Raw genomic sequence first — 23,679 nt, 5'->3', positions numbered from 1 at the left:
GAGCGATGAAATGCAACGGGAAGATAGGCGTGGCTCTGGTGGGTGGATACCTGCTGGGGCGTACCAAGAAGGCGAAACTGGCAATCGGTCTGGGCATGTTCCTGGCCGGTAAGAAGCTCAGCCTGGATCCGGCACAGCTGGGCAGGATGGTCGCGGACTCGCCGGTTCTCGGCAGCCTCAACTCCCAGGTCCGCAAGGAGCTGGTGGAGGCCACGAAGTCGGCTGCCACCTCTGCTCTCACCAAGCGCGCGACAGGCCTCGCCGACTCACTGCACGAGCGGACACTGGGACTGGACGACCCGGACGGCCCGCGGGGCAAGAAGGCCCGCGACGCCGATGCGGACGACGAGCCCGACGTCCGGGACGACGCCGGCCAGGACGACGAGGGCGACGAGGACGACGGCGAAGAGGAGGAGCGCCCGCAGCGCAGGGCGTCGAAGCCCGCCCGTTCGACCGCCGGCAAGGCATCCTCCGGGGCGCGCAGGACCGCATCGGGCGGCGCACGCAAGGCGGCCTCCGCGTCGCGCAAGAAGACAGCCTCCAGCAGCGGTGGAAGCAGCACCCGGACTCGCTCCGCGAAGAAGAGCGGGGGCAACGATGAGTGACTCCGCCTTCGGCAAGCTGAAGCAGGAAGTGGCGGACAACCCTGCCACTGACCGGCTCAAGGAAGAGCTGCAGAACTATCTGCGCGCACGGGCCGAGCACACCGTCACGAATCTCGGGCACAAGCTCGGGGAGAGTGTCAGCAAGCTCGCCACCCCGGGAGAGGGGGCAGGTGGCCTCGCGAGCAGCCTGGCGAAGGGCGGACAGGCCCTCAGTGAGGGCAAGTCTCCCGCGCAGGCAGCACTCAGCGCAGGCACCTCCCATCTCAAGGACGCCCTCAAGGACAAGGTCAAGGGAATGTTCGGTAAGGGCCGCAAGGGCGGTGGTGGCAAATCCAAGAGCGTGACGATCTCCGAGGACATCGATGTCGGTGTTCCCCTGCGCGAGGCGTACGACCAGTGGACGCAGTTCCAGGAGTTCAGCACCTTCGCCAAGGGCGTCGTCAGCGTCGAGAAGGCCGACGACACCAGCAGCAACTGGAAGGTGAAGGTCGCCAAGTCCACGCGCAGCTGGAAGGCGAACGTCACGGAGCAGGTGCCGGACGAGCGGATCACCTGGACGACGGAGGGCGCGAAGGGCACCGTCAAGGGTGTGGTGACCTTCCATCGCATCACCGACAACCTGACGCGGGTTCTGCTGGTTCTGGAGTACTTCCCCAAGGGTCTCTTCGAGAAGACCGGCAACATCTGGCGCGCCCAGGGCCGGCGGGCCCGGCTCGACCTCAAGCTCTACCGCAAGTTCATCATGATGCGCGGTGAGGCCACTGATGGCTGGCGGGGTGAGATCCGGGACGGCGAGGTCGTCCTGGAACACGACGACGCCGTCGAGCAGGAAGAGGCGGAGGCCCGCGAGGCGGACGGGGACCAGGAGGACGACGCCGAGAGCGCGGAGGACTCCAACGGACCCGACGAGGACGAGCCTGCTGAGGGCGAGTCCGAGGAGGACGCCGGCGATGAGGAAGCGGACGCCCCCGAGGACGCCGATGAGGAGTACGCCGACGAGGAGGAGTACGAGGACGAGGACGAGGAGGACCTCCCCGACGAGGACGACCCCCGGGGCGAGGAGGTCCAGCAGGATGAGGACGAAGAGGAAGAGGAAGACGACCGTCCCGCCCGACGTGCCCCGCGCCGCACCGCATCGGCCAGTCGCTGACATGAGCCGACAGCACAGACAAGGCTGAATACCGTGTCCGATTCACTGGCAGGCCGTATGGGGACCTCCTCCGGGGCGTCCCCGTACGGCCAGCAAGGATCATCCGCCAACCTGGCCGACATCCTGGAACGCGTCCTGGACAAGGGCATCGTCATAGCCGGCGATATCAAGATCAACCTTCTTGACATCGAGTTGCTCACCATCAAGCTCCGGCTGCTCGTCGCCTCCGTGGACAAGGCGAAGGAGATGGGTATCGACTGGTGGGAGCACGACCCGTCCCTCTCCTCCAAAGCCCGTTCACCGCAGGAGGTGTCGGGTGCCCGCGTGCCGCCGAGCGAACAGCTGGCACTGGAGAACGACCGTCTCAAGGCAGAACTCGCCGAACTGCGGGCGGCTGCGGGGCTCCCGGCGGGAGCCACGGACCGGTCGGCCGAGAAGGCGGACGAAGAGAGGAAGCAACAGTGAGTGCTCACGCCCCCGAGCACACGGCCGGTATCTCGTACGTCTACGCCGTCGGTCCGGCCGGCATGACGCTCGACGCGTCGGCCGGCGGCCTGGACGGCGGTCCCCTGCGAACGGTGTCCGCCCACGGCCTCTCCGCCGTGGTGTCCTCCGTACCGGAGGATGCCTTCAGCTCCGAGGGCCTGAAGGCCCAGATGGAGAATCTGGACCGGCTGGAGAACATGGCCCGTACGCACCACACGGTGGTTGATGCGGCCTACCGGAGCGCGACAGTGCTGCCGATGCGCCTGGCAACCGTCTACCTGGACGACACCCGGGTGCAGTCGATGCTCCAGGAGCGGCAGCAGGACTTCGCCGAGTTGCTGTCGTGGCTCGAAGGCCATGTCGAGCTCGGTGTGAAGGTCTATGCCGACCCGCAGCAGACGTCCGCCGTGGGTGCAGGCGCGGATGCTCCGGACCCAGCAGCTGTCGCCGAAAGCCCAGGCCGGGCCTATCTGCAGCGGCGCAGGGCGCAGAAGCGCAGCCATCAGGATGCCTACCGCGCCGCGGGGTCTCTGGCCGCCGACGCGGCCGGCCGGGCGAACGCTCTGGCGCGCGCCCGAGTGGTGCACCGCCCGCAGCAGGGTGAACTGGCCGGCTCCGCCGGTGAAAACGTGGCGAACGAGGCGTATCTGGTGCCTGCGGACCGGGTCGAGGAGTTCTGCAGGTCGATGGCCGGCCTCGCGGATGACGTCGACGGCGTGCGGATCGAAATCACCGGGCCATGGGCCCCGTACTCCTTCGCGACCCCTCCTGAGGCCAGTGGGGGCGGGTCTCAGTGAGCGGCGGACTGCAGAGCGCCGGATTCGACGACGGCGATTCTCTGGGGGGCAGGCAGGTCGCCCTCGTCGATCTCCTGGACCGGCTCCTGAACGGCGGCGCCGTTCTCACCGGGGACCTCGTTCTGTCCATCGCGGACGTGGAGCTGGTGCACATCAACCTGCGGGCGGTCATCCGCTCGATCACATCCGACGAACCGGCACCATGGTGAGGAGCGCAATGACGGCCGACACCCCGCAACGGGATTCAGCAGACCTGAGGTTGGACGACCTCACCCAGGCCGCCGCGCACGCCTTCGACCTTGTTCCAGCGGGGCCGGAGGACGGGTCGAACCACAGTGAGATGGCACGTCGCCTGCGGACCGATCCGGAGACCGTGGAGCGTGATCTCATGAAACTGGTCCTCACGATCGTGGAGTTGCTGCGCCAGCTGATGGAGCGCACCGCCCTGCACCGGGTGGACCAGGGTGACCTGAATGATGATCAGGAAGAGCGCATCGGCCTGACCCTGATGATTCTGCAGGACCGTATGACCGAACTGTGCGAGCGTTACGGACTCACCATGGACGACCTCAATCTGGACCTCGGCCCACTGGGTTCACTTCTTCCGGGCAACGGTTCCTGAGGCACACCGATGGTGTTTCACAGGCGCTCTTGCGGCAACACGGATGACATGACTGAAGCAAGCAAGAATTCCGCCGGACGAACCGCCGGCACTGCCGGTAAGAAGGCCGCAGCCGCAGGAAGCAGCGCCAAGCAGAGCTCGGCCCGCTCCGCGTCGAAGGCGAAGGCGTCGACATCCAAGGCGAAGGCCTCGACGCAGAACGCCGGGTCTGCTGCCAAGTCGAGCGTGCGGTCGGCAGGGGAGGCCGCCACGCGGGTCAGCGAGGCCGCCGCGCAGGGTGTCGAGAGCGGGCAGCAGGCCCTCATCTCGACGGTCGAGAGCGGGCAGCAGGCCCTCATGTCCACGGCTGACAAGGCCACTTCTGCGGTGGCGACGACCTGGACAGTCGTCAAGCACCGCAAGGCCATCGTGTCGGGCGCTGCCGCTGGAGTCGTCGGCGTCTGCGGCGCGGCCTTCGCCCTGGGACGCCATTCGGCCAAGTCGTAAGTACGCCGGGCGCCGTGGGACTCTCACTCCGCCGCTTCGGCACTTCACACCCGGCCTCCCTCCATCCGATGAGCGCCCAGCCGCGAACGACGTGATCGTCACGGCTGGGTGCTCCGGCGCGGGCGGACACCGTCGTGGCCGGCGCCTTGCCCCCGCACGGGGGGAGAACGCTGGTGTGTCGCCGTCCGCCAGGGGTTGCGGACCGCGACGATGTGGTGAATCGGGGCCGCTGCTCCGCCGGCCGGCGGAAACCTCGGCGCCGGGGTCGCGAACGGCGATGTCGATCGAGCTCGGAGGGGCGGCGCCCAATGCGGAAAACCGAGGGCCGAGAACCGGCTGACAGGCGGGAGGGCGTCGGCGGACGCGACGAGACGGTCGAGGAACGCGCCGACCGTCTCTGGGGCGAGCAGCTCCAGGAACTGCGGGTGGCTCAGACCGGCGTGCAGATCCTGTTCGGATTCCTGCTCACCGTCGTCTTCCAGCAACGGTTCACCACACTGTCGAGCGCCGACACGGCCATCTACACGGTGACGGTAGTTCTGGGCGCGGCCACCGTCGGGGTGCTCATCGGCCCGGTGTCCTTCCACCGCCTGTCGACCGGACACCGGATGAAACCACAGACCGTGGCCTGGGCCTCCCGGCTCACCCTCCTCGGCCTGGTACTACTGCTGTGCACAATGGCGTCGGCGCTGCTGCTCGTCCTGCGAGTGGCGGGGAACAACGCACTCGCGGTATGGCTGGTCGCTCTCATGGTGCTCTGGTTCGTGCTGTGCTGGTTCGTACTTCCGGCTTTCGCCCGTCACACGGCGACGGCGGAGCGCAGACTCAGGGACGAGGAGCGCTCCGGGGACAAGTGACCTCAGCGCTGCGAGGCGCGGGACACCGGCAGTACCCGTCAGTGACACCCAAGACCGCTCCGGCCGCCACGGGCATGATCAACGCTCGGGGGCCGACCGGGGCAGCGGACTCTCCAGGGGCACGTTCAGCCGCTGCGCGCCACGCTGAGGTCCACCACGCAGAAGATGTTGCCGTCCGGGTCAGCCAGCACGACGAAGTCCGGTTCCGGCGGGTACAGATCCCAGTCGACCCTCTCCGCGCCCAGCGCGACGAGCCGTTCCACTTCGGTCTCCTGCTCGGCTGTGGTCTCCGTGAACAGGTCCAGGTGGATCCGTGGACGGGGCGGGGGCGGCGATTCACTGCGCATCAGGCCCAGGGCACGGCCGGACCCGTCAGCGTGGTGAAGCGTCCGCCACGTCTCACTTTCCCACTCGCCCGAAGTGACCAGATCCAGGGCGGACGTCCAGAAGCCCACGGCCCGGGGGAGGTCGGAGACGCCGATCACGGGGATTCCCAGCTGAAGCGTGGGGCCAGGCTATGGCCCGTGCCCAGCCGCTGCCATGGAGCGTTGTCCCGTGCGGACCCCACCCGCCGCACATGGCCGGTGGCGTACGGAGGGGGTCAGCCGGCGCCCGGAAGCCGTACCTCCACCGTTCCGTCGTCGCTCACGCGGGAGTCGAACGACGGCTGCGGGGCAGTTGCCGGACCGCGCACGTTCCAGCCGTCCGAAAGCCGGAACACGCTGCCGTGCCAGGGACACTCCACACATCCGTCCGCGACTGCGCCCTCCGACAAAGGGCCCGAGGAGTGACTGCACCGGTCCGCCAGCACATGGATTTCGCCGCCCGCTTCCCGGACCACCAGCACGGGTACTTCGCCCAGCTCCCGGCGTACTCCTTCACCTACCGGGAACTCCTCCACCCTCCCCAGCGTCTGCCACTCCGGGGCCAGGAGATGGGGCACAGGCTCGGCCTTGTTCGCGCCGACGCCCATCCGGAAGGCGAGGTGCCCGCCGATCATCCCGCCGGCACTCACCGCTGCGAGCCCAGCCAGCCCGAGGGCCTTGCCGAGAGCCGTCCGGCCGCGTCCGCGGGCCACCCAGGAACCCGTGTACAGGCCGACAGCCACGGCATTCGATGCGGCATGCACCAGACCGGTACGCATCTGCTGCTCGTGCTGTTCCGCCCAGTCCACCCAGCCGGTCAGCGCCGTCGGTGCGGCCGACAGAATTCCTACGCCGATCAGGAGCCGTGCGCCGCGCCCCCCGCCGGGCACGGCGTCCAGCACCGCTGCCGAGATCCACGCGCCCATCGGCAGGTGAACCAGGGCCGGGTGGGCCGGATGCCCGATCTGCCGCCCGTGCAGTACGTCGCGGACGTCCCCCAGGGGAAGCGCGCGTACCGCACGCTGTACCGGTCCGACGGCCGCGTCGAGCCGTTCGGCCTCGCCCAGCGCGTCGAGGGACTTCAGCAGAAAACCCTGGGCACGGGCCGCCGGCCCCTCCGTCCGGACTCCGCCGGGCACGGGGAGGACGAGCTTGGTGATCAGTGATGACAGTGACCGCATGGAAAGTGGTGTTGCCGCAGATGTCGGACTTCAAACAGTTCGATACGCTGCCGGGGCACGCGCCGTCCGGGGCCGCGGCTCTCTGCTCGGCCGCCAGTACGTGTTAGCCGTCGAGTACGTGTTCAGCCGTCCAGGTAACCGACATGGCCGCTCGCGTCCATGTCGAGCGGGCCCGGCGGGATGACACAGAACTCGTTGCCCTCGGGGTCGGCCATCACCAGGAACCCTCCCTCGCTGTACTGGGCGAGGCGCTCCCCGCCGAGCGCCTCGATCCGCCGCTGTTCGGCGGCCGGGTCGGCGGTGGCCAGGTCGAAATGGATGCGGTTCTTCCCCGGCTTCGGCTCGGTGACTGGCTGGAAGCCCAGGGTGGGGCCGTCGCGCCCGCTGAGCCACACGTACGGGCCTGTCCGCGCCACGATGGGCGTGCCGAGCAGTTGGGACCAGAACGCCGCCAGCCGCTCGGGATCGTGACAGTCGACCACCAGCGCCCGGATGTGCGGATGAGTTGTCATCCTTCGATGCTCTCAGGCGGTCATGGGCCGGCCCGCCGTGCGGAATCGCCGTTCCTCCGTCTGCTCCACACGGAGTGCTGCCGTTCTCGCCGCGCGGTGTGACAGCGGCGCCGCTCGGGGCAGGCGTTGATCAGGAGCTCGCTCACCCGATGGCCATGGACCGGCTGAGCGGCTTCCGGCACCTCCACAGCATCCGGAACGGCAGTACGACAGGAAGAACGGTGAGTCGGACATGAAGGCGCTGGTGTACCAAGGTCCCCGCGACGTCGCAGTGAAGGACGTTCCGGACGCGAGGATCGAACGGCCGACGGATGTTCTGGTCAAGATCACGTCCACCAACATCTGCGGTTCCGACCTGCACATGTACGAGGGCCGGACCCCGATGGAGACCGGCCGGGTGCTCGGCCACGAGAACCTCGGCGTGGTGGTCGAGGTCGGCAGCGGTGTCGACCGGATCAAGACCGGCGACCGGGTCTGCCTGCCGTTCAACATCGGCTGCGGATTCTGCGCCAACTGCGAACGTGGGCTGACGGGCTTCTGTCTCTCCGTGGACTCCGACACACCCGGTGGCGCGTACGGCTTCGCCGCCATGGGCACATACGCGGGCGGGCAGGCCGAATTCCTTCGCGTCCCGTGGGGCGACTTCAACTGCCTCGTGCTGCCCGAGGACGCGGTGGAGAAGGAGAACGACTATGTGATGCTGGCCGACATCTTCCCGACCGGCTACCACGCGACGCAGCTCGCCGACGTGTCACCGGGGGAGTCGGTCGTGGTCTACGGCGGTGGACCCGTCGGTCTGATGGCCGCGTACTCGGCGAACCTGCGCGGAGCAGCCCAGGTACTCGTCGTCGACCGCCATCCCGATCGGCTGCGGCTGGCCGAGCAGGCGGGCGCCATCGCGATCGACGACAGCAACGGCGACCACGTCGAGCAGATCATGGAGCTCACCGACGGCGGCGCCGACAAGGGATGTGAGTGCGTCGGCTATCAGGCACACGATCCGCAGGGCAGCGAGTCACCTGAATCGACGATGAACGATCTCGTCGCATCGGTGAAGGCCACTGGAGCCATCGGGGTGGTCGGGGTCTTCCTGCCCCAGGACGACGGCGGGCCGACGGAACTGGCGAAGCAGGGGAAGATGCCGTTCGACTTCGGGCAGTTCTGGTTCAAGGGCCAGCGGATCGCCACCGGCCAGGCCAACGTCAAGGCGTACAACCGGCACCTGGGCCGGCTGATCCACCACGGAAAGGCCCAGCCGTCCTTCATCGTCTCCCACGAGCTGCCGCTGGACGAAGCGGCCGAGGCCTACCGCAAGTTCGACGACCGGGTGGCCGGCTGGACCAAGGTCATCCTCAAACCGTGACACCGCCGGGCGGCCCGGCCGTGCTGCCGCCGGTGTCAGCCGGCGGCTTGCACGTCCGCCACGACACTCTTGTCCAGCGCCGCGCGTACCAGCGCTGCGGCGAGGACGGCGGGCCCGTTGTGCCGCCGCTCCGTCCGGCTCGCGATCTGCGTCAGTTTCGCCGGTGAGGCCGGCAGCCCCAGCCGCTCCGCACCCTGCAGTGCTTTCTTGTCGAGGTACGGAACGGTCTCCGGCCACACCGCCTGTGCCTCGCGCAGGAAGATGTCGGCGCCCGTCGGACCGATGCCGGGTGTCCGGCGCAGACCCGTCCGCAGTGCGTCGAGATCCCCGTCCGCAGACCGGCGAAGACGCCGCAGATCGCCGCCGTACGCGTCGAGCAGGAGTCCGGCTGCGTCGGCGAGCTGGGTGGCTGTCCGCTCGTCGTAGCGGCGGTAGCCGCCCTCCCCGAGCGCGTCCACACGCTGCTGCCACGTGGACTCGAGCATGCGCCGCGGTGTGCGCATGCCGTGCGCGAACAGTGCTCGGGCGGCCGCCACCGCCACGGACGCCCTGATCCGGGCGCTGAGGAGGTGGCTGAGCACCAGTACTTGATACAGGGGCTGCGGGGTGTCCCGGAGCCGGATGCCCGCCTCGTCGGCGAACGTCCTGCCGTGCGCGTCGAGCAGGGCCTCCATCGTCTTGCGGTTGTTCACGACCGACCATCTCCTCCTGCCGCGGGCCGCTCGGCACGCGTGTGAGCCGAAGGCGCCCTCGCACGTTCCACCCGGGACGCCCCGTCAACGTGCACGGAGCCGCCCGGCCGGTGAGCGGCGGGGTGGCCGGGCCACTGCGATTGCCCGCCCGGAGGAGGGGTACCTGGGGTCTGGCCGTGCGGATCGTGCACCGGACAAGCGTCGCACCATGTCCGCCCGGCCGCCCGCGAAAGGAACGATGTTGACCGACAGCTGGAGCGCACGGCCGGACCAGAACGGCCTGCTGGGCCGCCTGCGGCGGCGCTGTCACGCCCTCGGCGCGGAAGGCCCCGCACGGCACAGCCTGCTGCTCATCGGCAAGAGCACGCTGGCGGCGTCCGTGGCCTGGGCGATCTCCTTCTACCTCATGGACGCGACATCCCCCGCCTTCGCGCCGTTCTCCGCCGTGGTCATCATGCACGTCACGGTGTACCAGTCCGTGGTGCAGTCGCTGCGTTACGTGGGGGCCGTGGTGGCCGGTGTGGCGGTGCAGGCCGCCCTCGGCTTCCTCGCGGGCCCCGACCTGCTGTCCTTCGTCCTCGTCGCGGCGGTCGCCCTGTCGATCGCCCGCTGGTCACTCCTCGGCGTGCAGGGTCCACAGGTGGCCACGGCGGCGTTCTTCGCTTTCGCCACCTACAGCAGTGCGTCGGACGCCTCGACCCGGATCGCCCAGTTGGCGCAGATCGTGCTGCTCGTGGTGGTCGGCTGCGTGGTGGGAACCGCGGTGAACCTCCTTGTCGCTCCTCCGATGAGGTACCGAAGCGCCGAACACAGCGTCCGCGTACTCGCGGGCGCCCTTCACGGCCTGGCGAGCGACATCCCGTCCGCCCTGCGCGACGGAGCGCCGGACGGAGAGGCCACAACGCGGTGGCGGCAGCAGGCAGCGGACACCGGCGGCATGATCACTCAGGCGCGCGAAGGTCTGCACACCGCGAGGGAGAGTGTGTACTACAACCCGCGGGGGCTGCTGCGGCGCCATCGGGAGCACGTCGTATTCGACGGATACGAGGCAGTGCTGGCCGCCTTGGAGCGCGCCCTCTACCAGATGGCATCGCTCACAAGAAGTCTCGACCAGTGGCAGGAGCCCGCGGGCCCCGTCGAGTACAGGGACTTCCTGCGCCGCTACGCGAGCCTGCTGGACGCGGTTGCCGAAGCTGCGCTCGCGTTGAGCACGCTGGACGAAGCCACGCTTCCTCAGCAGTCGGACCGCCTGTCGCGGCTCGCGGGAGAAGCCCTGGAACACGCCCGGGAGGTCGCGGAGGCGGCTGCAGCCGAGAATCTGCCGCTGAGCGACCCCCGGCAGCCGTACGGCGTCCTGGTGATCGAGGGAGCCCGTCTTGCCGAAGAGATCCAGTACACCAGTGACATGCTGCGCAGTTGGGTCGCTCACGACTGACGTACCCGCACCCTCGCGCGCATCCGAGGCACCCCCTGGTGGGCGACGGGGCGGACCGCGAGGGGCGCCGTCTCCCGGATTGCCGCTGTGCGCTCCCGGACGGAGTGTGTGAGGTGTGCCGGGACGGGGGCAGGCGCAGAGCAGAGCACATGACGAGCAGAGGAGAGATGCCATGCCGGCAGGATCCAGCCGCAAGCGCGAGCGTCAGTACGAGCACGTGAAGGAGAGTGCCGAAAGGCGGGGCACACCGGAAGGCAGGGCCGAGGAAATCGCCGCTCGTACCGTCAACAAGGAACGAGCACGCTCCGGTGAGGCCAAGTCGCCCGGCAAGGTCTCCGTCCGTGACCCGAAGTCGGCATCCCGGCGTGGCGGTGAGCGCTCGCACAGCGGCTCACAGGGGCCGACGAGGGACCAGCTCTACGAAGAGGCGAAGAAGAAGAACATCGAAGGCCGCTCATCGATGAACAAGCGGCAGTTGCGTAAAGCCGTCGGGCGCTGAGACGTACTGCCGGAGCACGATGCCGCGGACCGCAGAGAGCAGGAGTTCCCATGGACCGAGCAGCACTCTTCGACGTGGACGGCACCCTCGTCGATACCAACCATCTGCACGTCGTGACGTGGTGGGAGGCGCTGAGGCAAGCCGGCCACACAGTGCAGATGCCCGCCATCCACCGGGCAGTGGGGCTCGGTTCCGGCGACCTGCTGGAACACCTGCTCGGCAAGGACCGGGACCGGGACAGGGACGCGGACATCAGCGCGGCACACAAAGCGCTGTTCGGCACTTACTTCGAGCGGCTGCCCGCGTTCTCAGCCGCGGGTGAGCTGCTGCGCACGCTCGCCGGTCAGGGCTGGCGAATCGTGCTGGCAACCTCCGCCGGCGGGCCCGAACTGGCTGCGCTGCGCCGTGCCATCGATGCCGACGAAGCCATCTCGGACACGGCGAGCGCCGACGACGTGTCCGAGGGGAAACCGGCCGCCGAGCCGGTCGAGCACGCGCTGGAGCTGGCCGGGGTCCCCGCGAAGCATGCGGTGTTCGTCGGCGACACGGTCTGGGACATGGAGGCAGCCTCCCGGGCCGGGGTCCCTGCCGTAGCCCTGCTCTGCGGCGGGATTCCCCGGGCAGATCTGGAGCGGGCGGGTGCCGGAAGTGTCTACCGGGACCCCGCCGATCTGCTTTCCCGACTCGGCGAGAGTCCTTTCGGCGCCGCGGGAACGGACGACTCACACAGCGACAGGTGAACCGTTCGTTCGCGATGAAGGGCATGTCACCCGTCCGGCTCTGTGCGTGGCCCTCGCTACGGTCCTGTCCACACCAGGGGGCCCGCCGGCTCTCCCGCAGGACACGGTTCCGGTGTCCGTCGCCGGGTACCCGGTGCCCGCAGCGCCTGTTGGGCGCCGGACAGCACCCTGTCAGTGAAATCCCGACAAGGAAGGACGTCGAGCACCATGAAGGTCGCATTCCTCGTAGCACCGGAAGGCGTCGAGCAGGTCGAACTGACCGACCCCTGGGACGCCGTCACCGACGCCGGATCAACCCCCCATCTGGTGTCGACCGAATCCGGCACCATCCAGGCGTTCAACCATCTCGACAAGGCTGACACCTTCCCCGTCGACGCCGATCTGGACACGGCCCGCTCCCAGGACTACGACGCACTCGTCCTGCCCGGGGGAGTGGCGAACCCTGATGCTCTGCGCATGGACAAGCGCGCGGTCGCCTTCGTCAAAGGGTTCTTCGAGGACGGCCGGCCGGTCGCCGCGATCTGCCACGCCCCCTGGAGCCTCATCGAGGCCGACGTACTGCGTGGCCGCACCCTCACCTCGTGGCCGAGCCTGCAGACCGACATCCGCAACGCGGGTGGTACCTGGGTCGACGAAGAGGTCAAGGTGTGCACCGGAGGTCCCAACACGCTGATCACCAGCCGTAATCCCGGCGACCTTCCCGCCTTCTGCGAGACGTTCGTCCGGGAGTTCGGTGCGAAGGCCTGACCCGCACCCCACCCGCCAACGGCCAACGGGGCAAGGCCCGCAGGGTATTCCGCGACCGTCCGTGAACCGATGCAGGCTGTCCGGCCCCGCCGAGGCGCGGGGCCGTTTCACGGCTTCAAGGGGCGGAGCGTCACCCGACCGAGCTGAGCGACGGCGCGGTGAGCAGGCGGGTACCACCCAGGTTCCGGGCGGCACCCTGCCCCTGTGGTGTGCGGTCGCGCGCAAGGCGTGACGACGTACCACCGGGGGGCGGAGTGTGCCGTGGGCCGGTGCGCGCTCAGGCGTCGCCGGTGCCCGCGGTGTGGTCCTGACGTGCGGTGTGGTCCTGGACGTGTGCGCAGTGGGCACAGCCGCAGCAGTAGAACCTGCCGCCGGACCGGTGGGCGGCCCCGAGGACGCGGCATCCGCAGCTGTCGCAGACGGGCGCGAGCCTGTGAACGGCACATTCGAAGCTGTCGAAGGTGTGAAGGGCATCCGCCGCGCGTACCTCGAAGGCTATCTCGGAGTCGTTCCCGCATACCTCGCAGGCTGCCATCGTGCCCTCCTCAGCGTCTGGCCCGGTCGCACTCCGGGCCGGCTGTCCCATGACCTCACGGATCCGGGCGCCCGGCGAGCCGCGGAAGCCATATGGCTGTGCACCAGTGAGCCCGCGAGCAGCACCGGAACCGGGCTGTTGCCCAGGGTGTATCGCCGGGGAGTGCGACGGGTCCGCTGCTGCCGGCGACTGGGGCGCCCGTACCCGGCAGCGGGCGCATGTGCGCCCGCTGCCCCGAGGCACGACAGTGGGAGCGGGAGCCGGTAGCCGGCCCGCAGGAGGCAGCAGGCGTGAACGACGACCGCAGCGGCAAATTGACCGCGTACAGGGGGAAGCGTCACTTCGACCGCACGAGTGAGCCGCGCGGCGAGGGCTCGGACGCGGGCCGGAGGCCGGTCTTCGTGGTCCAGATCCACGAGGCGACGTCCATGCACTTCGACTTCCGCCTTGAGGTGGACGGGGTCCTCAAGTCCTGGTCCGTGCCGAAAGGACCATCGGCGGACGTGCACGACAAAAGACTTGCGATGCCCACGGAGGACCATCCGATGGAGTACCGCACCTTCGAGGGCGTCATCGCCAAGGGCGAGTACGGGGCGGGGACGGTGATCGTATGGGACGAGGGCACATACGAGCCCCTGGCATCCAGTACCGACGACAAGGGCCGCACCTTTGCCGAGGCCCTGGAACACGGCCACGCCACCTTCCGTCTCGACGGGGCCAAACTGCACGGCGCCTACGCACTCACTCGTTTCCGCGGAGGCGAGGGGTCCGGCGAGCGCGAGTCCTGGCTGCTGGTCAAGAAGAAGGACGCCCGCGCCGACGGCAAGCCCGCCCCCGACCCGCAGCGGGCACGCTCGGTGCGCAGCGGCCGCACTCTGAAGCAGGTCGCGGACGAGGAGCCGCAGACCGCCGTGGAGGACCTGGGAGCGCGGGATGAATGACCTGCTCAGGGCTCTGCCCGAGGCCCAGCAGCGGCTGCTGGGCGTGGCACCGGCAGCTCACGAGTCGGCGTCGGATCCGATGCGCGCCGTCCTCACCGACCGGCGCGAGTTCGGACCCGGCTGGCTCTTCGAGCGCAAGCTCGACGGGATGCGGGCCCTGGCCACCCGCGACACGGACCGTGTACGGCTGCTCTCCCGCACCGGCCGCGCGGTGCAGGCGAGCTATCCGGAAATCGCCGAAGCACTCGCAGCGCAGCAGAGCGACGGCTTCACCGTCGACGGCGAGGTCGTCGCCTTCGCCCATGGCCGCACCGATTTCTCCCGCCTCCAGCAGCGTATGCAACTCACCGATCCGCGCCGCGCGCGGGCCAGCGGGGTCGCCGTCACCTACTACGTCTTCGATCTGCTCCGGCTGGACGGGATCGACCTGACCAGGCTTCCCCTGCGCACGCGTAAGTCCCTGCTGCGGCGCGCTCTCGACTTCCACCCGCCCGTGCGCTTCACCCCCCACCGCAACCAGGGCGGACAGCAGCAGCTCGACGAGGCCTGCACCCGCGGCTGGGAGGGCCTCATCGCCAAGCGCGCCGAAAGCCGCTACCAGCGCCGCCGCTCCCCGGACTGGCTCAAACTCAAGTGTGCGAACGGCCAGGAGCTGGTCATCGGCGGCTTCACGGAACCCGCGACGGCGCGAACCGGCTTCGGCGCGCTGCTCCTCGGCTACTACGACAACGGCGGTTTCACCTACGCGGGCAAGGTCGGCACCGGATTCGACCACACGACGCTGGCCCGGATCCGTGACGGGCTCGACGCGCTGGAGACCGCAGCGTCGCCGTTCAGCACACCCGTACCGAACCAGGGCGTCCACTGGGTCGAGCCGGTCCTCGTGGCGGAGATCGGATTCACCGAGTGGACCCGCGACGGCATGCTGCGCCATCCGCGGTTCCTGGGGCTCCGGCAGGACAAGGAGGCGACGGACGTCGTACGGGAGCGGCCGCACCGGACGCTGTGAAGCCTCATTTGCGGTCCGGACCCGGCCAATCCGGCTGGGCGGAAAGGAGAGTTCAGGTGAGTGCGCTGCCGGTGTCCCGCGCCTGAAGGACGAGGCAGCTCCAGAGAACGCTGCCACGGTTGTGGAGGTCGGTGCGCTCGCTGCGGTGGACCGTGTGCAGGCCGTACGCATCCCCCAGCTCGGTCGTCTCAGCGGCGGACACGTCGAACATGTGGCGCCCGCCCGGCACAGGGCCGTGGCGCAGACTGACGAAGAACCGGCCGCCGGGCATCAGGAGAGCAGCGATCCTGGCCATCGCGCGTCCGCGTTCCGCAGCATCCAGGTGCATCCACACCGCGGTCGCGAAGACCGCGTCGAACGGGCCTGGATGCCGGCTCAGCGTGAGGGCCGGAAGAGCATCGTCGACCCAGACAATCCCGCTGTCCGGATGGAGTCGCTGTCCGTGGACGCGCAGTTCAGCGGTCGGTTCGACTGCCACGACACTGTGCCCACGCGCCGCCAGGGCGGCAGCATCGCGCCCGCTCCCCGCGCCCACATCGAGGATGCGTCCGGGCTCGGCAGGGACCAGTCGCATCACGTTGCGGTGGACTTGGCCGAAGGTGACTTCCTCGTACTGGGCGGCGAGGGCATCCGCCGACTCGGCATATCCCGCGGTCCCACGCGCCCGCCCGGCGCCGTCCACGGGACGCGTCAATTGCGAGGGGTCCAACTGATCACTCATGGGCGGAGGTTACCGGAACCAAGAGCGAACCTCGGCCCGTCCGCCTGGTCCTGGGCGCTGACGCGAACAGGCTCGGCCCGGTGATCCGACCGCGGTTGCTGAGCGGGCACCCGAGGCGGGTGGCCTGTCGGCCGGTTACGGAAAGGGAGGGCTGATCAGCCTCTCGATTCCCGCGCAGATCAGCCGCACGCTCAGGACGAACTGCTCGTCCTTGTCCACGGCGGACGCGGCGGCGACGGTCATGGGGAACCGCTCACGGACGGCGGCGGCATCCTGAGCGGTGACCGGCAAAGCGGGCGGGTCGCCCTGTTCCTGCAGTACGAAGCCGGTGACGTGGCTGAGGAGTGTGTCGGCGGCGATGCCGCGGTCACGCTCGGGCACACCGGCTTCGGTCAGGGACCGCAGCAGCCGTTCCATCAGCGAGAGGGCGCCGGTGCTGAGCACTTTCGGGCTGTCGGCGAACATGACGGCTCCGCCCGGGTGACGGCTGATGCTCTGGCGGAGCGAGGTGGCCTGCGCCTCCACTCCGGCCTGCCAGCCCGCCTGCTCGGGCAGTGCCGCCAGGGCGGCGGTGCCGGCGTCGTAAGCCTGCCGGGCCATCCGGTCGGCCATCAGCTGGAGCAGGGCGCTCTTGTTGGGCACGTGGTAGTAGAGGCTTCCGGCCTGCGCGTCGAGCCGGTCGGCCACCCGGCGCATGGACAAACCGTGGTACCCGGACTCGGCGAACTCGGCCATGCCGGCGTCGACGATCCGGTCTGCGGTGAGCTTCATGGTCTCAGCCTACCGACCATTTTCTAACAGTGTTTGATTCTTGTCATGGTCAGCGCTAATGTCGCCGTGAGCAGGTTTTCGAACGGGGTCGAAGGGGGGTGGTGACGATGGGCGCAATTCTGTTCAACGTGACCACGGCGGGACTGATGGTGCTGATGTTCAAGGCCGCGCTGGCCGTGGTGGGCGAGGGCACGGTGGGGCGGCGCCGTATCCCGTGGGGAGCCGCCGGGCTGACCGCGGTAGCGCTCGTCGCTGTGGTGACCCAGCTCTGCTGGTCGGGGGCGATGGCGGCGTTCGACAGCGACCCTGCCAAGTCGGGCTGGTGGCGCGTCGTCACGTCCGTCTTCATGCAGAACGGTGGTCTCCTCGGGGCGGCGTGGAACATCGCGACTCTCGCCGTCGTCGCCGCCCTCGCGGAATGGTTCTGGGGCGCTCCGCTGATGCTGGGCCTGTTCGCGGCGGGCATCCTGCTGCCGGAGCACATCGACTTCCTCTTCGGGGCATCCGACCGGGCCAGTACCGACCCCCGGAACTTCGCGGGCAGTTCGGGCGCCACGTATTTCCTCGCCGCGACCCTGGCCGCCGCCCTCCTGCTGCGCGTCAGTGATCGCGCCGAATCCCGGAAGCTGCGGCTGCTTGCGCTCGCCGTGCCGGTCCTGGGGCTCGTGCTGTGGTTCGCCCAGTCCAACGGGCACGGGCTCGTGACGGTTTACGGATTCACGCTCGGCCTCCTGGTCCGCCTCCTGGCCCGTCCGGTCCTCCGGCCCGACCGCGACCTCGAACGGCCCCCGCGCACCACCATGGCCTCGTTGGCCGGCATCGTTGTGAGGCGGACCCGGCAGGCTGACTAGCGCTGCGGCAGGAGACTCTCGCCCGTCAGGGAGACCTGCCCGCTGCCGCCGTGCCTTCCCCCGGCCTGACGCCCATGGCTGTCCGACCTGGACCCGCAACCGTTCGGGTGAATCGATCCGAACGGTTGCGGCGGCATGTTTGCGCCTCTTTGCTGGGAGAACACGGGTCTGTGCCCTGTGAAATCCGATAGCAGCAATGCGCAGCGTCCAGCAGTGAGCGGAGAGCCATGTCCGATGCACAGCCTCATGGTGAGGGCGGTCTTACCCGCCACGACGAGAAGACCTCCGGTCGGCGGCCGGAAGGGCCCCCGCATCCGAGAAGAGGCGGTCTGGGGCAGACCGTCAAACGTACTCTGGCGGAGTTCAAGGAGGACAACCTCTCCGACTCCGCGGCGGCACTGACCTACTACGCGGTCCTCTCCGTCTTCCCGGCTCTGATCGCGCTGGTCTCCCTGGTCGGTCTTGTCATGGACCCCAAGACCATCGTCCACAAGGCGACGAATCTCATCAGCTCGATCGGCCCCGCGTCCGCGGTCAATACGTTCAAGGGGCCCATCAACGACATCGCATCGAACCGGAGCACGGGAACCGTCCTGCTGATCGTGGGCCTGGCCTCGGCGCTGTGGACGGCCTCCGGGTACGTCGGGGCGTTCATCCGTGCCTCCAACCGCATCTACGAGGTGGAGGAGGGGCGCTCCTTCTTCAAACTGCGGCCGCTGCAGTTGCTCGTGACGCTGATCCTGGTGCTGCTTCAGGCCCTTGTGCTCATCGCCCTTGTCGTGACCGGCCCGTTCGCCAGGAAGGTGGGCTCTGCGATCGGGGCCGGCGATGCGGCGGTGACAGCGTGGAACTACGCCAAGTGGCCGGTGCTCGTCGTCGTTGTGCTGCTGATCTTCAGCGTCCTCTACTACGCCTCACCGAACGCCCGCCTGAGCGGGCTCAAGGCCGTGCTTCCGGGCTCGGCGCTCGCCCTGGTCCTCTGGCTGGTCGCGTCCGTCGGATTTGCCTTCTACGTGGCCAACTTCGCTTCGTACAACCAGACATACGGAACGCTCGGCGGCATCATCGTCTTCCTCGTGTGGCTGTGGATCACGAACCTCGCCGTGCTGCTGGGTGCTGAGTTCAACGCGGAGCGAGAGCGCAGCCGCCAGCTCGCCGAGGGGGTGCCGGGCGCGGAGCGGGAACTCCAGGTGGACGAGCGCGACAAGCCCAAGCCCGGAAAGCGCTCCCGGACCGCGTAGCAACAGACTCCGTGGGTGACACAGCACCATTCTGCCCACGTCCCCGCGGCGGTCCTCATCACCTTCGGACCGGGCCTCGGCATCCCGGCCATGACCGACCGGGGCGGCGATCTGCCGCGAGTGGTCTCCGGATCCGGGCCGGGGGACGGACCGGCCCGCGGCGAGGACGCCGGGGGCCGGTCGGGCACTCACTGGTGGGAGCTGATTATGCCGCCGTCGCTCAGCACGATGTACACGCCGTTGGCGTCGAGCCCGACGTCGTGCTGGTTCGTCTCTATCGTGGCCTCCACCGCGCCCTCGTTGCCGAGGATCTGCGCGCGGTACCGCAGTTCACCGGTCTTCGTGACCTTGGCCTTCCAACCGCCGGCGAGCTTGAAGGTGCCCGGTCCGGCGTGTCCGCCGCCCATCCAGGAATGGACCTCGCCGCCAAGCGTGAGCACCACGAACATGTCGTTGGCGTCGAGCCCGGCGTCGTGCCCGTCCGTGTCCAGAGTGGCCAGGACCGAACCGCGGCTGACGATCTTGACGCGGTAATTCTGGGCGCCGAGCTTGTACACCTCGGCCTTGCTGCCGTCTGCCAGGGTCTGGGTGCGGGCCGGGGCTGAGGCGGCCGGCCCGGTTGCGCGCCGCGGTGCGGGCTGATCGGTCCCCGCGCTGGTCGTCCGGGTCCTGTCTGCACCGGTCTTGGCGGTGCTGGGCGCTCCGCTGGTACCGGTGGAGGGGGAGGCGGAGCTGGAGACCTTCTTCTCCGGCCGGGCGGCGGAGTCATCGCCACCGCTCCGGCAGGCGGTCAGCGAGAGTGCCGCAGCTGTGGCGACGGCGATCAGGCCGGCGGAACGGATGGTACGGCCGGCATGGTACGTGGTCATGATCGAAGCCCCCATGGTGTATCGGAATGCGGCACCTGCGCCCTGCTCCCACAGGGCGTCCGGCCGGATCTGCTGTTTCCTACACCTTGTGAGATGGCCCCCGGTCAGGGGTTGTTCACCGGTTCCTGTCCCCACCCGGTAACAAAGGAGCTGGACACCGCCACTGAGCCCTCAGGCCGCCGGGCGACACCATTGCTCGAGGCGGTGGAAGCCGCGCCGGGCCGGCGTCACCGGCGAGCGTTGAGCCGGGCGGCCTGACGCGTCAAGTGGTCGCGCTCGGCGAGGTTGGGCGCTTCCCTGGCGGCCTCCGCGTACAGCCGCGCCGCCGTTGCCAGGTCGCCGTCCCGCTCGTGGAGGTACGCGGCCACCGCGGCGCGGCGGGGCACGGGATGGCCCTTGCCCGAGGTGCTGGGGGAGGAGTCGTCCAGCGCCGCGAGCGCCGCCAGCCCCGCGCGCGGCCCGTCGGCCTCGCCGACGGCCACCACCCGGTTGAGCCGGACGACCGGGCTGTCGGTCAGGCGCGCGAGTTCGTCGTACCACTCGACGATCTGTACCCAGTCGGTCTCCGCGGTGCTGGCCGCGTCGGCGTGGAGTGCCGCGATGGCGGCCTGGGCCTGGTACTCGCCCAGCCGGTCACCGGCGAGCGCCGCCTGAAGGATTTCGACACCCCCGGCGATCAATCCGGTGTCCCAGAGGGCGCGATCCTGCTCGGCGAGTGGCACCAGGCTGCCGTCGGGGGCGGTCCGGGCCGCGCGCCGGGCATGGTGGAGCAGCATGAGAGCGAGCAGACCCGCCACCTCGGGGTGGTCGACCGCAGCCGCGAGCTGCCGCGTGAGCCGGATGGCCTCGGCGGCGAGGTCCACGTCACCGGAGTACCCCTCGTTGAAGATCAGGTAGAGGACGCGCAGCACCGTGGCGACATCGCCGGGCCGGTCGAACCTTCCCCGAGTTCCCGGCTTCGCTCCAGCAGGAGATACCCCGACGCCGGAGACGGTGTGCTTGGCCCGGCTGATCCGCTGAGCCATCGTCGCCTCGGGCACCAGGTAGGCCTGGGCGATCTGGCGGGTGGTCAGCCCGCCGACGGCGCGCAGCGTGAGCGCCACCGCGGACGACGGCGTCAGCGACGGGTGGGCGCAGAGGAAATAGAGCTGGAGCGTGTCGTCCACCGCGGGCGCGGGTCCTGGCTCCGGCTCCTCGTGGACGAGGTCTTCCCGCCGACGGCGCGCGGCGTCCGACCGGGTCGCGTCGAGGTACCGGCGCCAGGCCACGGTGACCAGCCAGCCCTTCGGGTCCCGTACGGCGGGTCCGCTGTCCGAAGGGCTCGGGGGCTCGGCCGACCGGACGCGGAACGCCTCGACCAGCGCGTCCTGTACGGCGTCCTCGGCCGCCGCGAAGTCAGCTCCGCGGCGGACGAGGATGCCGAGCACGCTCGGCGCGAGGCTCCGGATCAGGGCCTCGTTCATCTCAGGAGTCACTCCGAGATGGTGGGCGGCGCGGTCAGGAACGGGCGCACCTCGAGCCACTCGTGGATCGGCTCGCCACCCGCCCCGGGGGCGGCCGACAGTTCCCCGGCCAGTTCGACGGCGCGTTCGTAGCTGTCGACGTCGATCGCCATCCAGCCGGCGATGAGGTCCTTCGTCTCGGCGAACGGACCGTCGGTGACCGGCGGGCGGCCCTCGCCGTCGAAGCGGACGAAGCAACCCTCCGGGGCGAGCGCCTGTGCGTCGACGAACTCGCCGGTCTCCTCCAGCTTGGCCGCGAAGTCCTGCATGTACTTGATGTGGGCCGAGATCTCCTCCGGCGCCCACTGGTCCATGGGGACGTTGTTGGCCGGGGCCGGGGCGCCACGGTAGTGCTTGAGCAGCAGGTACTTGGCCATCATGTTCTCCTCGGTACTGGTACGACCCATTCTGGTCGCGTTCACAGCTGGGACGGAGCCGGACGCGGATTCTCGACATCCGGCGGCCATGATTTTTTTCGCTGTCGCTGACCGGACAACTGAATCAAGCGAAGGCCCGACGTGCGTCACGACGCGCGGTCCTGGCGCGTCCTGGTGCTCGGCCTCCGAGCAGCGGGGCTCGACGCTGCCGCGACGCCGCGCTGCCGGGGACTCGGGGTCGGCGTTGCGGCAGGCCGGCGTTGCCGGACGCCGCCGCTGCTCACTCGTCCTGGGGCGTGGCCGGTGTTCCCGGGGCCTGCCAGCCACTGGTGAGGATGGCGAAGACCTCGTCAACGGCGGCCCGGGGGTCCTTCCGTCCTTGAGCGAGCACAGGCACCTCAAGGACGAATCGAGCAAGAGCGGCACAGGCGAGGTTGCCGTGGTCCACGCCGAACTCGTCGGCGATGGCGGCGCTGAGGGTGTCGGTGTGCCGGGCCCACATGCGTTCGGCGTACGCGCGCAGCGCCGGCGTGGAGTCGACCAGGTGGTAGAACTCCTGCCGTTGCGGGTGCGCCGCGACCGGCAGCCAGGTGTCGAGCACGTGCCGGTGCAGGGCTTCGGGGACGCTCGTCCCGGTGTCCCGCCGGCGTACCGCGGCGATCAGATGTGCGTCCGTACTGTCCTCACGGTCGAAGACGAGGGCCTCTTTGCCGGTGAAGTGCTTGAACACCGTGGTGATCGACACGTCGGCGGTTTCGGCGATGTCCCGCATGCTCACGTGGTCGTAGCCGCGCTCCAGGAAGAGCTGGAGCGCGGCGTCGGCGATCGCTTGCCGGGTGGCGGCCTTCTTGCGTTCGCGACGGCTGACGGGGGGCTCGGTCATGGCGTGAGTTTACTCGATAGCGGCATTCGTCATTAAGTTGTGTCGTTGCACTTTTTTATGTATTCTGCTTTTAGGTAATCGGGGGAGTCCGTGCGGATGCTCCCGGCCCTGGACGGCATGTCCTGAGACGGCGCTTTCGCCTGCGCCCGAGATCTCCGCCGGCCTTCCGCGAGGCGCACCTCGCACCCCCTCTTCACTGGTGAAAGGAACACCCATGACCTCACCGAACCCGGCACGCGCCCGCATCAGCATCGTCGGAGCAGGCCCCGGCGGGCTGACGTGTGCCCGCATCCTCCAGCAGCACGGCATGGCGGTCACCGTCCACGACCGCGACGCCGGCCCCGACGCGCGTAACCAGGGCGGCACCCTGGACCTGCACGCCGACAACGGCCAGATCGCCCTGCGCGCGGCCGGCCTCCTCGACGAGTTCTTCGAGCTTGCCCGGCCCGAAGGGCAGGAAATGCGCCAGCTGGACCCGGCGGGGACGATCGTGTCCCACACCGTCCCGACGCCCGATGAGATGTTCAAGCCGGAAATCGACCGCGGTCAGCTGCGCGATCTGCTGCTCGACTCGCTGCAGCCCGGCACCGTGCGCTGGGGACAAGCCCTCGAACGCGTCAGCGGACCTGCTCAGGGTCCGCGGCAGCTGCACTTCGCCGACGGCACCGCCATGGAGGCCGATCTGGTCATCGGCGCCGACGGGGCCTCGTCCCGGGTGCGCCCGGCCGTGTCCTCTGCCGTCCCCGAGTACTCAGGGGTGAGCTTCCTCGAGGCGCGCTTCACCGACGTCGAGAACCGTCACCCCGACATCGCCGCGCTGGTCGGCCAGGGCGGCGCCCACGCCGCCGACGGCGCGCGCGGCATCTTCGCTCAGCGCAACAGCGGCAATCACATTCGCGTCTACATCATTCAGCGCGTCCCGGCCGACTGGATCAGCGAGGGTGGTCTGACGCCGGGCGATACCGGTGGAATCCGTTCGCTGCTCCTGGAGCGGTACGCGGACTGGTCACCCAGCATGCGTCGGATGATCACTGACAACGACGGCCCGTACGCCGACCGCCCGATCCACGCGCTCCCCGTCCCGCACATCTGGGAACAGAGCCCGACGGTGACCCTGCTCGGCGACGCCGCCCACCTCATGCCACCGCTGGGTGTCGGCGTCAACCTCGCCATGCTCGACGCCTGTGACCTCGCACTGGCCCTCGCGAACGAGGCCACCGTCGACGACGCTGTCCGCAGCTACGAAAGGACCATGCTCCCCCGCTCGGCCGAGACGGCCCGAGCCCTCGAGGGCGGTGCCGAGCACCTGTTGGCCACCGAGGTGCCCGACTTCAGCGACGAAGCCCGCCCGGTCTGAAGGCCGCCGTCGCACAGGGCGCGCCCGGTCGACGTCCCAACGCGGAGCCGCGCACAGGGCACTTGGGGCCGGGGGCCCGTGCGGC

29 protein-coding genes are annotated in these 23,679 nt (G+C 69.4%); 18 read left to right on the top strand and 11 right to left on the bottom strand.

Features of this window, described 5'->3' with window-relative positions:
* The first annotated feature begins 5 nt into the window (after nucleotides 1-5).
* The 8 genes from OG584_RS02180 to OG584_RS02145 all read left to right on the top strand — a co-directional run bounded on the left by OG584_RS02180 (nucleotide 6) and on the right by OG584_RS02145 (nucleotide 5,003).
* On the top strand, nucleotides 6-605 hold the full coding sequence (locus OG584_RS02180; protein WP_405774397.1) for a hypothetical protein: 600 nt from the start codon (nucleotides 6-8) through the stop codon (nucleotides 603-605).
* Nucleotides 598-1,755: an SRPBCC family protein gene (locus OG584_RS02175; protein WP_405774395.1), complete on the top strand. Its 1,158-nt coding sequence runs from the start codon at nucleotides 598-600 to the stop codon at nucleotides 1,753-1,755. Before OG584_RS02180 ends, OG584_RS02175 begins: the two co-directional genes overlap by 8 nt.
* A 33-nt stretch (nucleotides 1,756-1,788) precedes the next feature.
* Nucleotides 1,789-2,220 carry a gas vesicle protein gene (locus tag OG584_RS02170; protein WP_405774393.1) on the top strand — a complete coding sequence of 144 codons (432 nt, stop codon included), beginning with the start codon at nucleotides 1,789-1,791 and terminating at the stop codon, nucleotides 2,218-2,220.
* Nucleotides 2,217-3,038: a GvpL/GvpF family gas vesicle protein gene (locus OG584_RS02165; protein WP_405774391.1), complete on the top strand. Its 822-nt coding sequence runs from the start codon at nucleotides 2,217-2,219 to the stop codon at nucleotides 3,036-3,038. The genes OG584_RS02170 and OG584_RS02165 overlap by 4 nt, the downstream gene beginning before the upstream one ends.
* Complete coding sequence (locus OG584_RS02160) at nucleotides 3,035-3,247, top strand: gas vesicle protein (RefSeq protein ID WP_405774389.1); 213 nt, start codon at nucleotides 3,035-3,037, stop codon at nucleotides 3,245-3,247. The genes OG584_RS02165 and OG584_RS02160 overlap by 4 nt, the downstream gene beginning before the upstream one ends.
* 8 nt (nucleotides 3,248-3,255) lie before the next feature.
* Nucleotides 3,256-3,660, top strand: coding sequence for a gas vesicle protein K (locus tag OG584_RS02155; RefSeq protein ID WP_405774387.1), 405 nt, complete (start codon nucleotides 3,256-3,258; stop codon nucleotides 3,658-3,660).
* Between the two features lie 48 nt (nucleotides 3,661-3,708).
* A complete protein-coding gene (locus tag OG584_RS02150; protein WP_405774386.1) occupies nucleotides 3,709-4,146 on the top strand; it encodes a hypothetical protein in 438 nt (145 codons plus the stop codon).
* Nucleotides 4,147-4,454: 308 nt separating this feature from the next.
* Nucleotides 4,455-5,003, top strand: a complete 549-nt coding sequence (locus OG584_RS02145; protein ID WP_405774384.1) for a DUF6328 family protein — start codon at nucleotides 4,455-4,457, stop codon at nucleotides 5,001-5,003.
* 125 nt (nucleotides 5,004-5,128) lie between these two features.
* Here OG584_RS02145 and OG584_RS02140 read toward each other — a convergent pair whose 3' ends face one another.
* From OG584_RS02140 to OG584_RS02130, 3 genes are all read right to left on the bottom strand, one after another.
* On the bottom strand, nucleotides 5,129-5,494 hold the full coding sequence (locus OG584_RS02140; protein WP_405783825.1) for a VOC family protein: 366 nt from the start codon (nucleotides 5,492-5,494) through the stop codon (nucleotides 5,129-5,131).
* Nucleotides 5,495-5,604: 110 nt separating this feature from the next.
* Nucleotides 5,605-6,549 (bottom strand): Rieske 2Fe-2S domain-containing protein, encoded by a 945-nt coding sequence (locus OG584_RS02135; protein WP_405774382.1) that lies wholly within the window; start codon nucleotides 6,547-6,549, stop codon nucleotides 5,605-5,607.
* A gap of 122 nt (nucleotides 6,550-6,671) precedes the next feature.
* The gene (locus OG584_RS02130; protein WP_405774380.1) at nucleotides 6,672-7,061 is read right to left on the bottom strand and encodes a VOC family protein; all 390 of its coding nucleotides are present in this window, start codon (nucleotides 7,059-7,061) and stop codon (nucleotides 6,672-6,674) included.
* 232 nt (nucleotides 7,062-7,293) lie between these two features.
* On the opposite strand from OG584_RS02130, the gene OG584_RS02125 reads away from it, so the two are divergent.
* Nucleotides 7,294-8,424, top strand: a complete 1,131-nt coding sequence (locus OG584_RS02125; RefSeq protein WP_405774379.1) for a glutathione-independent formaldehyde dehydrogenase — start codon at nucleotides 7,294-7,296, stop codon at nucleotides 8,422-8,424.
* A 35-nt stretch (nucleotides 8,425-8,459) separates the two neighbouring features.
* Here OG584_RS02125 and OG584_RS02120 read toward each other — a convergent pair whose 3' ends face one another.
* Nucleotides 8,460-9,098 (bottom strand): endonuclease, encoded by a 639-nt coding sequence (locus tag OG584_RS02120; RefSeq protein WP_405783823.1) that lies wholly within the window; start codon nucleotides 9,096-9,098, stop codon nucleotides 8,460-8,462.
* Between the two features lie 256 nt (nucleotides 9,099-9,354).
* Between OG584_RS02120 and OG584_RS02115 the strand changes: the two genes are divergently transcribed.
* From OG584_RS02115 to OG584_RS02100, 4 genes are all read left to right on the top strand, one after another.
* Nucleotides 9,355-10,551 (top strand): hypothetical protein, encoded by a 1,197-nt coding sequence (locus tag OG584_RS02115; RefSeq protein WP_405774378.1) that lies wholly within the window; start codon nucleotides 9,355-9,357, stop codon nucleotides 10,549-10,551.
* Between the two features lie 172 nt (nucleotides 10,552-10,723).
* A complete protein-coding gene (locus tag OG584_RS02110; RefSeq protein WP_405774377.1) occupies nucleotides 10,724-11,050 on the top strand; it encodes a plasmid stabilization protein in 327 nt (108 codons plus the stop codon).
* Nucleotides 11,051-11,100: 50 nt separating this feature from the next.
* A complete protein-coding gene (locus tag OG584_RS02105) occupies nucleotides 11,101-11,790 on the top strand; it encodes an HAD family hydrolase (RefSeq protein WP_405774376.1) in 690 nt (229 codons plus the stop codon).
* Between the two features lie 207 nt (nucleotides 11,791-11,997).
* Nucleotides 11,998-12,537 carry a type 1 glutamine amidotransferase domain-containing protein gene (locus OG584_RS02100; RefSeq protein WP_405774374.1) on the top strand — a complete coding sequence of 180 codons (540 nt, stop codon included), beginning with the start codon at nucleotides 11,998-12,000 and terminating at the stop codon, nucleotides 12,535-12,537.
* A gap of 277 nt (nucleotides 12,538-12,814) precedes the next feature.
* Here OG584_RS02100 and OG584_RS02095 read toward each other — a convergent pair whose 3' ends face one another.
* A complete protein-coding gene (locus OG584_RS02095) occupies nucleotides 12,815-13,072 on the bottom strand; it encodes a hypothetical protein (RefSeq protein WP_405774372.1) in 258 nt (85 codons plus the stop codon).
* A 290-nt stretch (nucleotides 13,073-13,362) separates the two neighbouring features.
* On the opposite strand from OG584_RS02095, the gene OG584_RS02090 reads away from it, so the two are divergent.
* Together OG584_RS02090 and ligD are read left to right on the top strand one after the other, a co-directional pair.
* A complete protein-coding gene (locus OG584_RS02090; RefSeq protein ID WP_405774370.1) occupies nucleotides 13,363-14,013 on the top strand; it encodes a DNA polymerase ligase N-terminal domain-containing protein in 651 nt (216 codons plus the stop codon).
* On the top strand, nucleotides 14,006-15,022 hold the full coding sequence (ligD, locus tag OG584_RS02085) for a non-homologous end-joining DNA ligase (protein ID WP_405774368.1): 1,017 nt from the start codon (nucleotides 14,006-14,008) through the stop codon (nucleotides 15,020-15,022). Before OG584_RS02090 ends, ligD begins: the two co-directional genes overlap by 8 nt.
* Before the next feature lie 52 nt (nucleotides 15,023-15,074).
* On the opposite strand, the gene OG584_RS02080 is transcribed toward ligD, so the two are convergent.
* Nucleotides 15,075-15,743: a class I SAM-dependent methyltransferase gene (locus OG584_RS02080; protein WP_405774366.1), complete on the bottom strand. Its 669-nt coding sequence runs from the start codon at nucleotides 15,741-15,743 to the stop codon at nucleotides 15,075-15,077.
* 135 nt (nucleotides 15,744-15,878) lie between these two features.
* Entirely contained in the window at nucleotides 15,879-16,514 is a 636-nt protein-coding gene (locus OG584_RS02075) for a TetR/AcrR family transcriptional regulator (RefSeq protein ID WP_405774365.1), read from the bottom strand.
* 107 nt (nucleotides 16,515-16,621) lie between these two features.
* On the opposite strand from OG584_RS02075, the gene OG584_RS02070 reads away from it, so the two are divergent.
* Together OG584_RS02070 and OG584_RS02065 are read left to right on the top strand one after the other, a co-directional pair.
* Nucleotides 16,622-17,365: a hypothetical protein gene (locus tag OG584_RS02070; RefSeq protein ID WP_405774363.1), complete on the top strand. Its 744-nt coding sequence runs from the start codon at nucleotides 16,622-16,624 to the stop codon at nucleotides 17,363-17,365.
* A gap of 227 nt (nucleotides 17,366-17,592) precedes the next feature.
* Entirely contained in the window at nucleotides 17,593-18,606 is a 1,014-nt protein-coding gene (locus OG584_RS02065) for a YihY/virulence factor BrkB family protein (RefSeq protein WP_405774361.1), read from the top strand.
* Nucleotides 18,607-18,794: 188 nt separating this feature from the next.
* Here OG584_RS02065 and OG584_RS02060 read toward each other — a convergent pair whose 3' ends face one another.
* The 4 genes from OG584_RS02060 to OG584_RS02045 all read right to left on the bottom strand — a co-directional run bounded on the left by OG584_RS02060 (nucleotide 18,795) and on the right by OG584_RS02045 (nucleotide 22,237).
* Entirely contained in the window at nucleotides 18,795-19,475 is a 681-nt protein-coding gene (locus tag OG584_RS02060; protein WP_405774359.1) for a hypothetical protein, read from the bottom strand.
* A 227-nt stretch (nucleotides 19,476-19,702) separates the two neighbouring features.
* Entirely contained in the window at nucleotides 19,703-20,938 is a 1,236-nt protein-coding gene (locus OG584_RS02055) for an RNA polymerase sigma factor (RefSeq protein ID WP_405783821.1), read from the bottom strand.
* An 8-nt stretch (nucleotides 20,939-20,946) separates the two neighbouring features.
* On the bottom strand, nucleotides 20,947-21,354 hold the full coding sequence (locus OG584_RS02050) for a YciI family protein (RefSeq protein WP_405783819.1): 408 nt from the start codon (nucleotides 21,352-21,354) through the stop codon (nucleotides 20,947-20,949).
* Nucleotides 21,355-21,634: 280 nt separating this feature from the next.
* Nucleotides 21,635-22,237, bottom strand: a complete 603-nt coding sequence (locus OG584_RS02045) for a TetR/AcrR family transcriptional regulator (RefSeq protein WP_405774357.1) — start codon at nucleotides 22,235-22,237, stop codon at nucleotides 21,635-21,637.
* Between the two features lie 214 nt (nucleotides 22,238-22,451).
* Here OG584_RS02045 and OG584_RS02040 point away from each other — a divergent pair, with 214 nt between their 5' ends.
* Nucleotides 22,452-23,594: an FAD-dependent oxidoreductase gene (locus tag OG584_RS02040; RefSeq protein WP_405774355.1), complete on the top strand. Its 1,143-nt coding sequence runs from the start codon at nucleotides 22,452-22,454 to the stop codon at nucleotides 23,592-23,594.
* Nucleotides 23,595-23,679 lie beyond the last annotated feature (85 nt).

This window comes from Streptomyces sp. NBC_00859 (assembly GCF_045161865.1).
Taxonomy (GTDB): domain Bacteria; phylum Actinomycetota; class Actinomycetes; order Streptomycetales; family Streptomycetaceae; genus Streptomyces.
Note: the sequence above shows the minus strand (reverse complement) of the source record. Positions and strands in the feature narration are given on the sequence as shown.

Excerpts from the sequence above, each read along its gene's own strand:
- OG584_RS02180 (WP_405774397.1), top strand. The coding sequence starts at position 6 with ATGAAATGCAACGGGAAGATAGGCGTGGCTCTGGTGGGTGGATACCTG.
- OG584_RS02175 (WP_405774395.1), top strand. The coding sequence starts at position 598 with ATGAGTGACTCCGCCTTCGGCAAGCTGAAGCAGGAAGTGGCGGACAAC.
- OG584_RS02155 (WP_405774387.1), top strand. The coding sequence starts at position 3,256 with ATGACGGCCGACACCCCGCAACGGGATTCAGCAGACCTGAGGTTGGAC.
- OG584_RS02150 (WP_405774386.1), top strand. The coding sequence starts at position 3,709 with ATGACTGAAGCAAGCAAGAATTCCGCCGGACGAACCGCCGGCACTGCC.
- OG584_RS02145 (WP_405774384.1), top strand. The coding sequence starts at position 4,455 with ATGCGGAAAACCGAGGGCCGAGAACCGGCTGACAGGCGGGAGGGCGTC.
- OG584_RS02135 (WP_405774382.1), bottom strand. The coding sequence starts at position 6,549 with ATGCGGTCACTGTCATCACTGATCACCAAGCTCGTCCTCCCCGTGCCC.
- OG584_RS02130 (WP_405774380.1), bottom strand. The coding sequence starts at position 7,061 with ATGACAACTCATCCGCACATCCGGGCGCTGGTGGTCGACTGTCACGAT.
- OG584_RS02125 (WP_405774379.1), top strand. The coding sequence starts at position 7,294 with ATGAAGGCGCTGGTGTACCAAGGTCCCCGCGACGTCGCAGTGAAGGAC.
- OG584_RS02120 (WP_405783823.1), bottom strand. The coding sequence starts at position 9,098 with ATGGAGGCCCTGCTCGACGCGCACGGCAGGACGTTCGCCGACGAGGCG.
- OG584_RS02115 (WP_405774378.1), top strand. The coding sequence starts at position 9,355 with ATGTTGACCGACAGCTGGAGCGCACGGCCGGACCAGAACGGCCTGCTG.
- OG584_RS02110 (WP_405774377.1), top strand. The coding sequence starts at position 10,724 with ATGCCGGCAGGATCCAGCCGCAAGCGCGAGCGTCAGTACGAGCACGTG.
- OG584_RS02105 (WP_405774376.1), top strand. The coding sequence starts at position 11,101 with ATGGACCGAGCAGCACTCTTCGACGTGGACGGCACCCTCGTCGATACC.
- OG584_RS02100 (WP_405774374.1), top strand. The coding sequence starts at position 11,998 with ATGAAGGTCGCATTCCTCGTAGCACCGGAAGGCGTCGAGCAGGTCGAA.
- OG584_RS02095 (WP_405774372.1), bottom strand. The coding sequence starts at position 13,072 with ATGGCAGCCTGCGAGGTATGCGGGAACGACTCCGAGATAGCCTTCGAG.
- ligD (WP_405774368.1), top strand. The coding sequence starts at position 14,006 with ATGAATGACCTGCTCAGGGCTCTGCCCGAGGCCCAGCAGCGGCTGCTG.
- OG584_RS02080 (WP_405774366.1), bottom strand. The coding sequence starts at position 15,743 with ATGAGTGATCAGTTGGACCCCTCGCAATTGACGCGTCCCGTGGACGGC.
- OG584_RS02075 (WP_405774365.1), bottom strand. The coding sequence starts at position 16,514 with ATGAAGCTCACCGCAGACCGGATCGTCGACGCCGGCATGGCCGAGTTC.
- OG584_RS02070 (WP_405774363.1), top strand. The coding sequence starts at position 16,622 with ATGGGCGCAATTCTGTTCAACGTGACCACGGCGGGACTGATGGTGCTG.
- OG584_RS02065 (WP_405774361.1), top strand. The coding sequence starts at position 17,593 with ATGTCCGATGCACAGCCTCATGGTGAGGGCGGTCTTACCCGCCACGAC.
- OG584_RS02060 (WP_405774359.1), bottom strand. The coding sequence starts at position 19,475 with ATGACCACGTACCATGCCGGCCGTACCATCCGTTCCGCCGGCCTGATC.
- OG584_RS02055 (WP_405783821.1), bottom strand. The coding sequence starts at position 20,938 with ATGAACGAGGCCCTGATCCGGAGCCTCGCGCCGAGCGTGCTCGGCATC.
- OG584_RS02050 (WP_405783819.1), bottom strand. The coding sequence starts at position 21,354 with ATGGCCAAGTACCTGCTGCTCAAGCACTACCGTGGCGCCCCGGCCCCG.
- OG584_RS02045 (WP_405774357.1), bottom strand. The coding sequence starts at position 22,237 with ATGACCGAGCCCCCCGTCAGCCGTCGCGAACGCAAGAAGGCCGCCACC.
- OG584_RS02040 (WP_405774355.1), top strand. The coding sequence starts at position 22,452 with ATGACCTCACCGAACCCGGCACGCGCCCGCATCAGCATCGTCGGAGCA.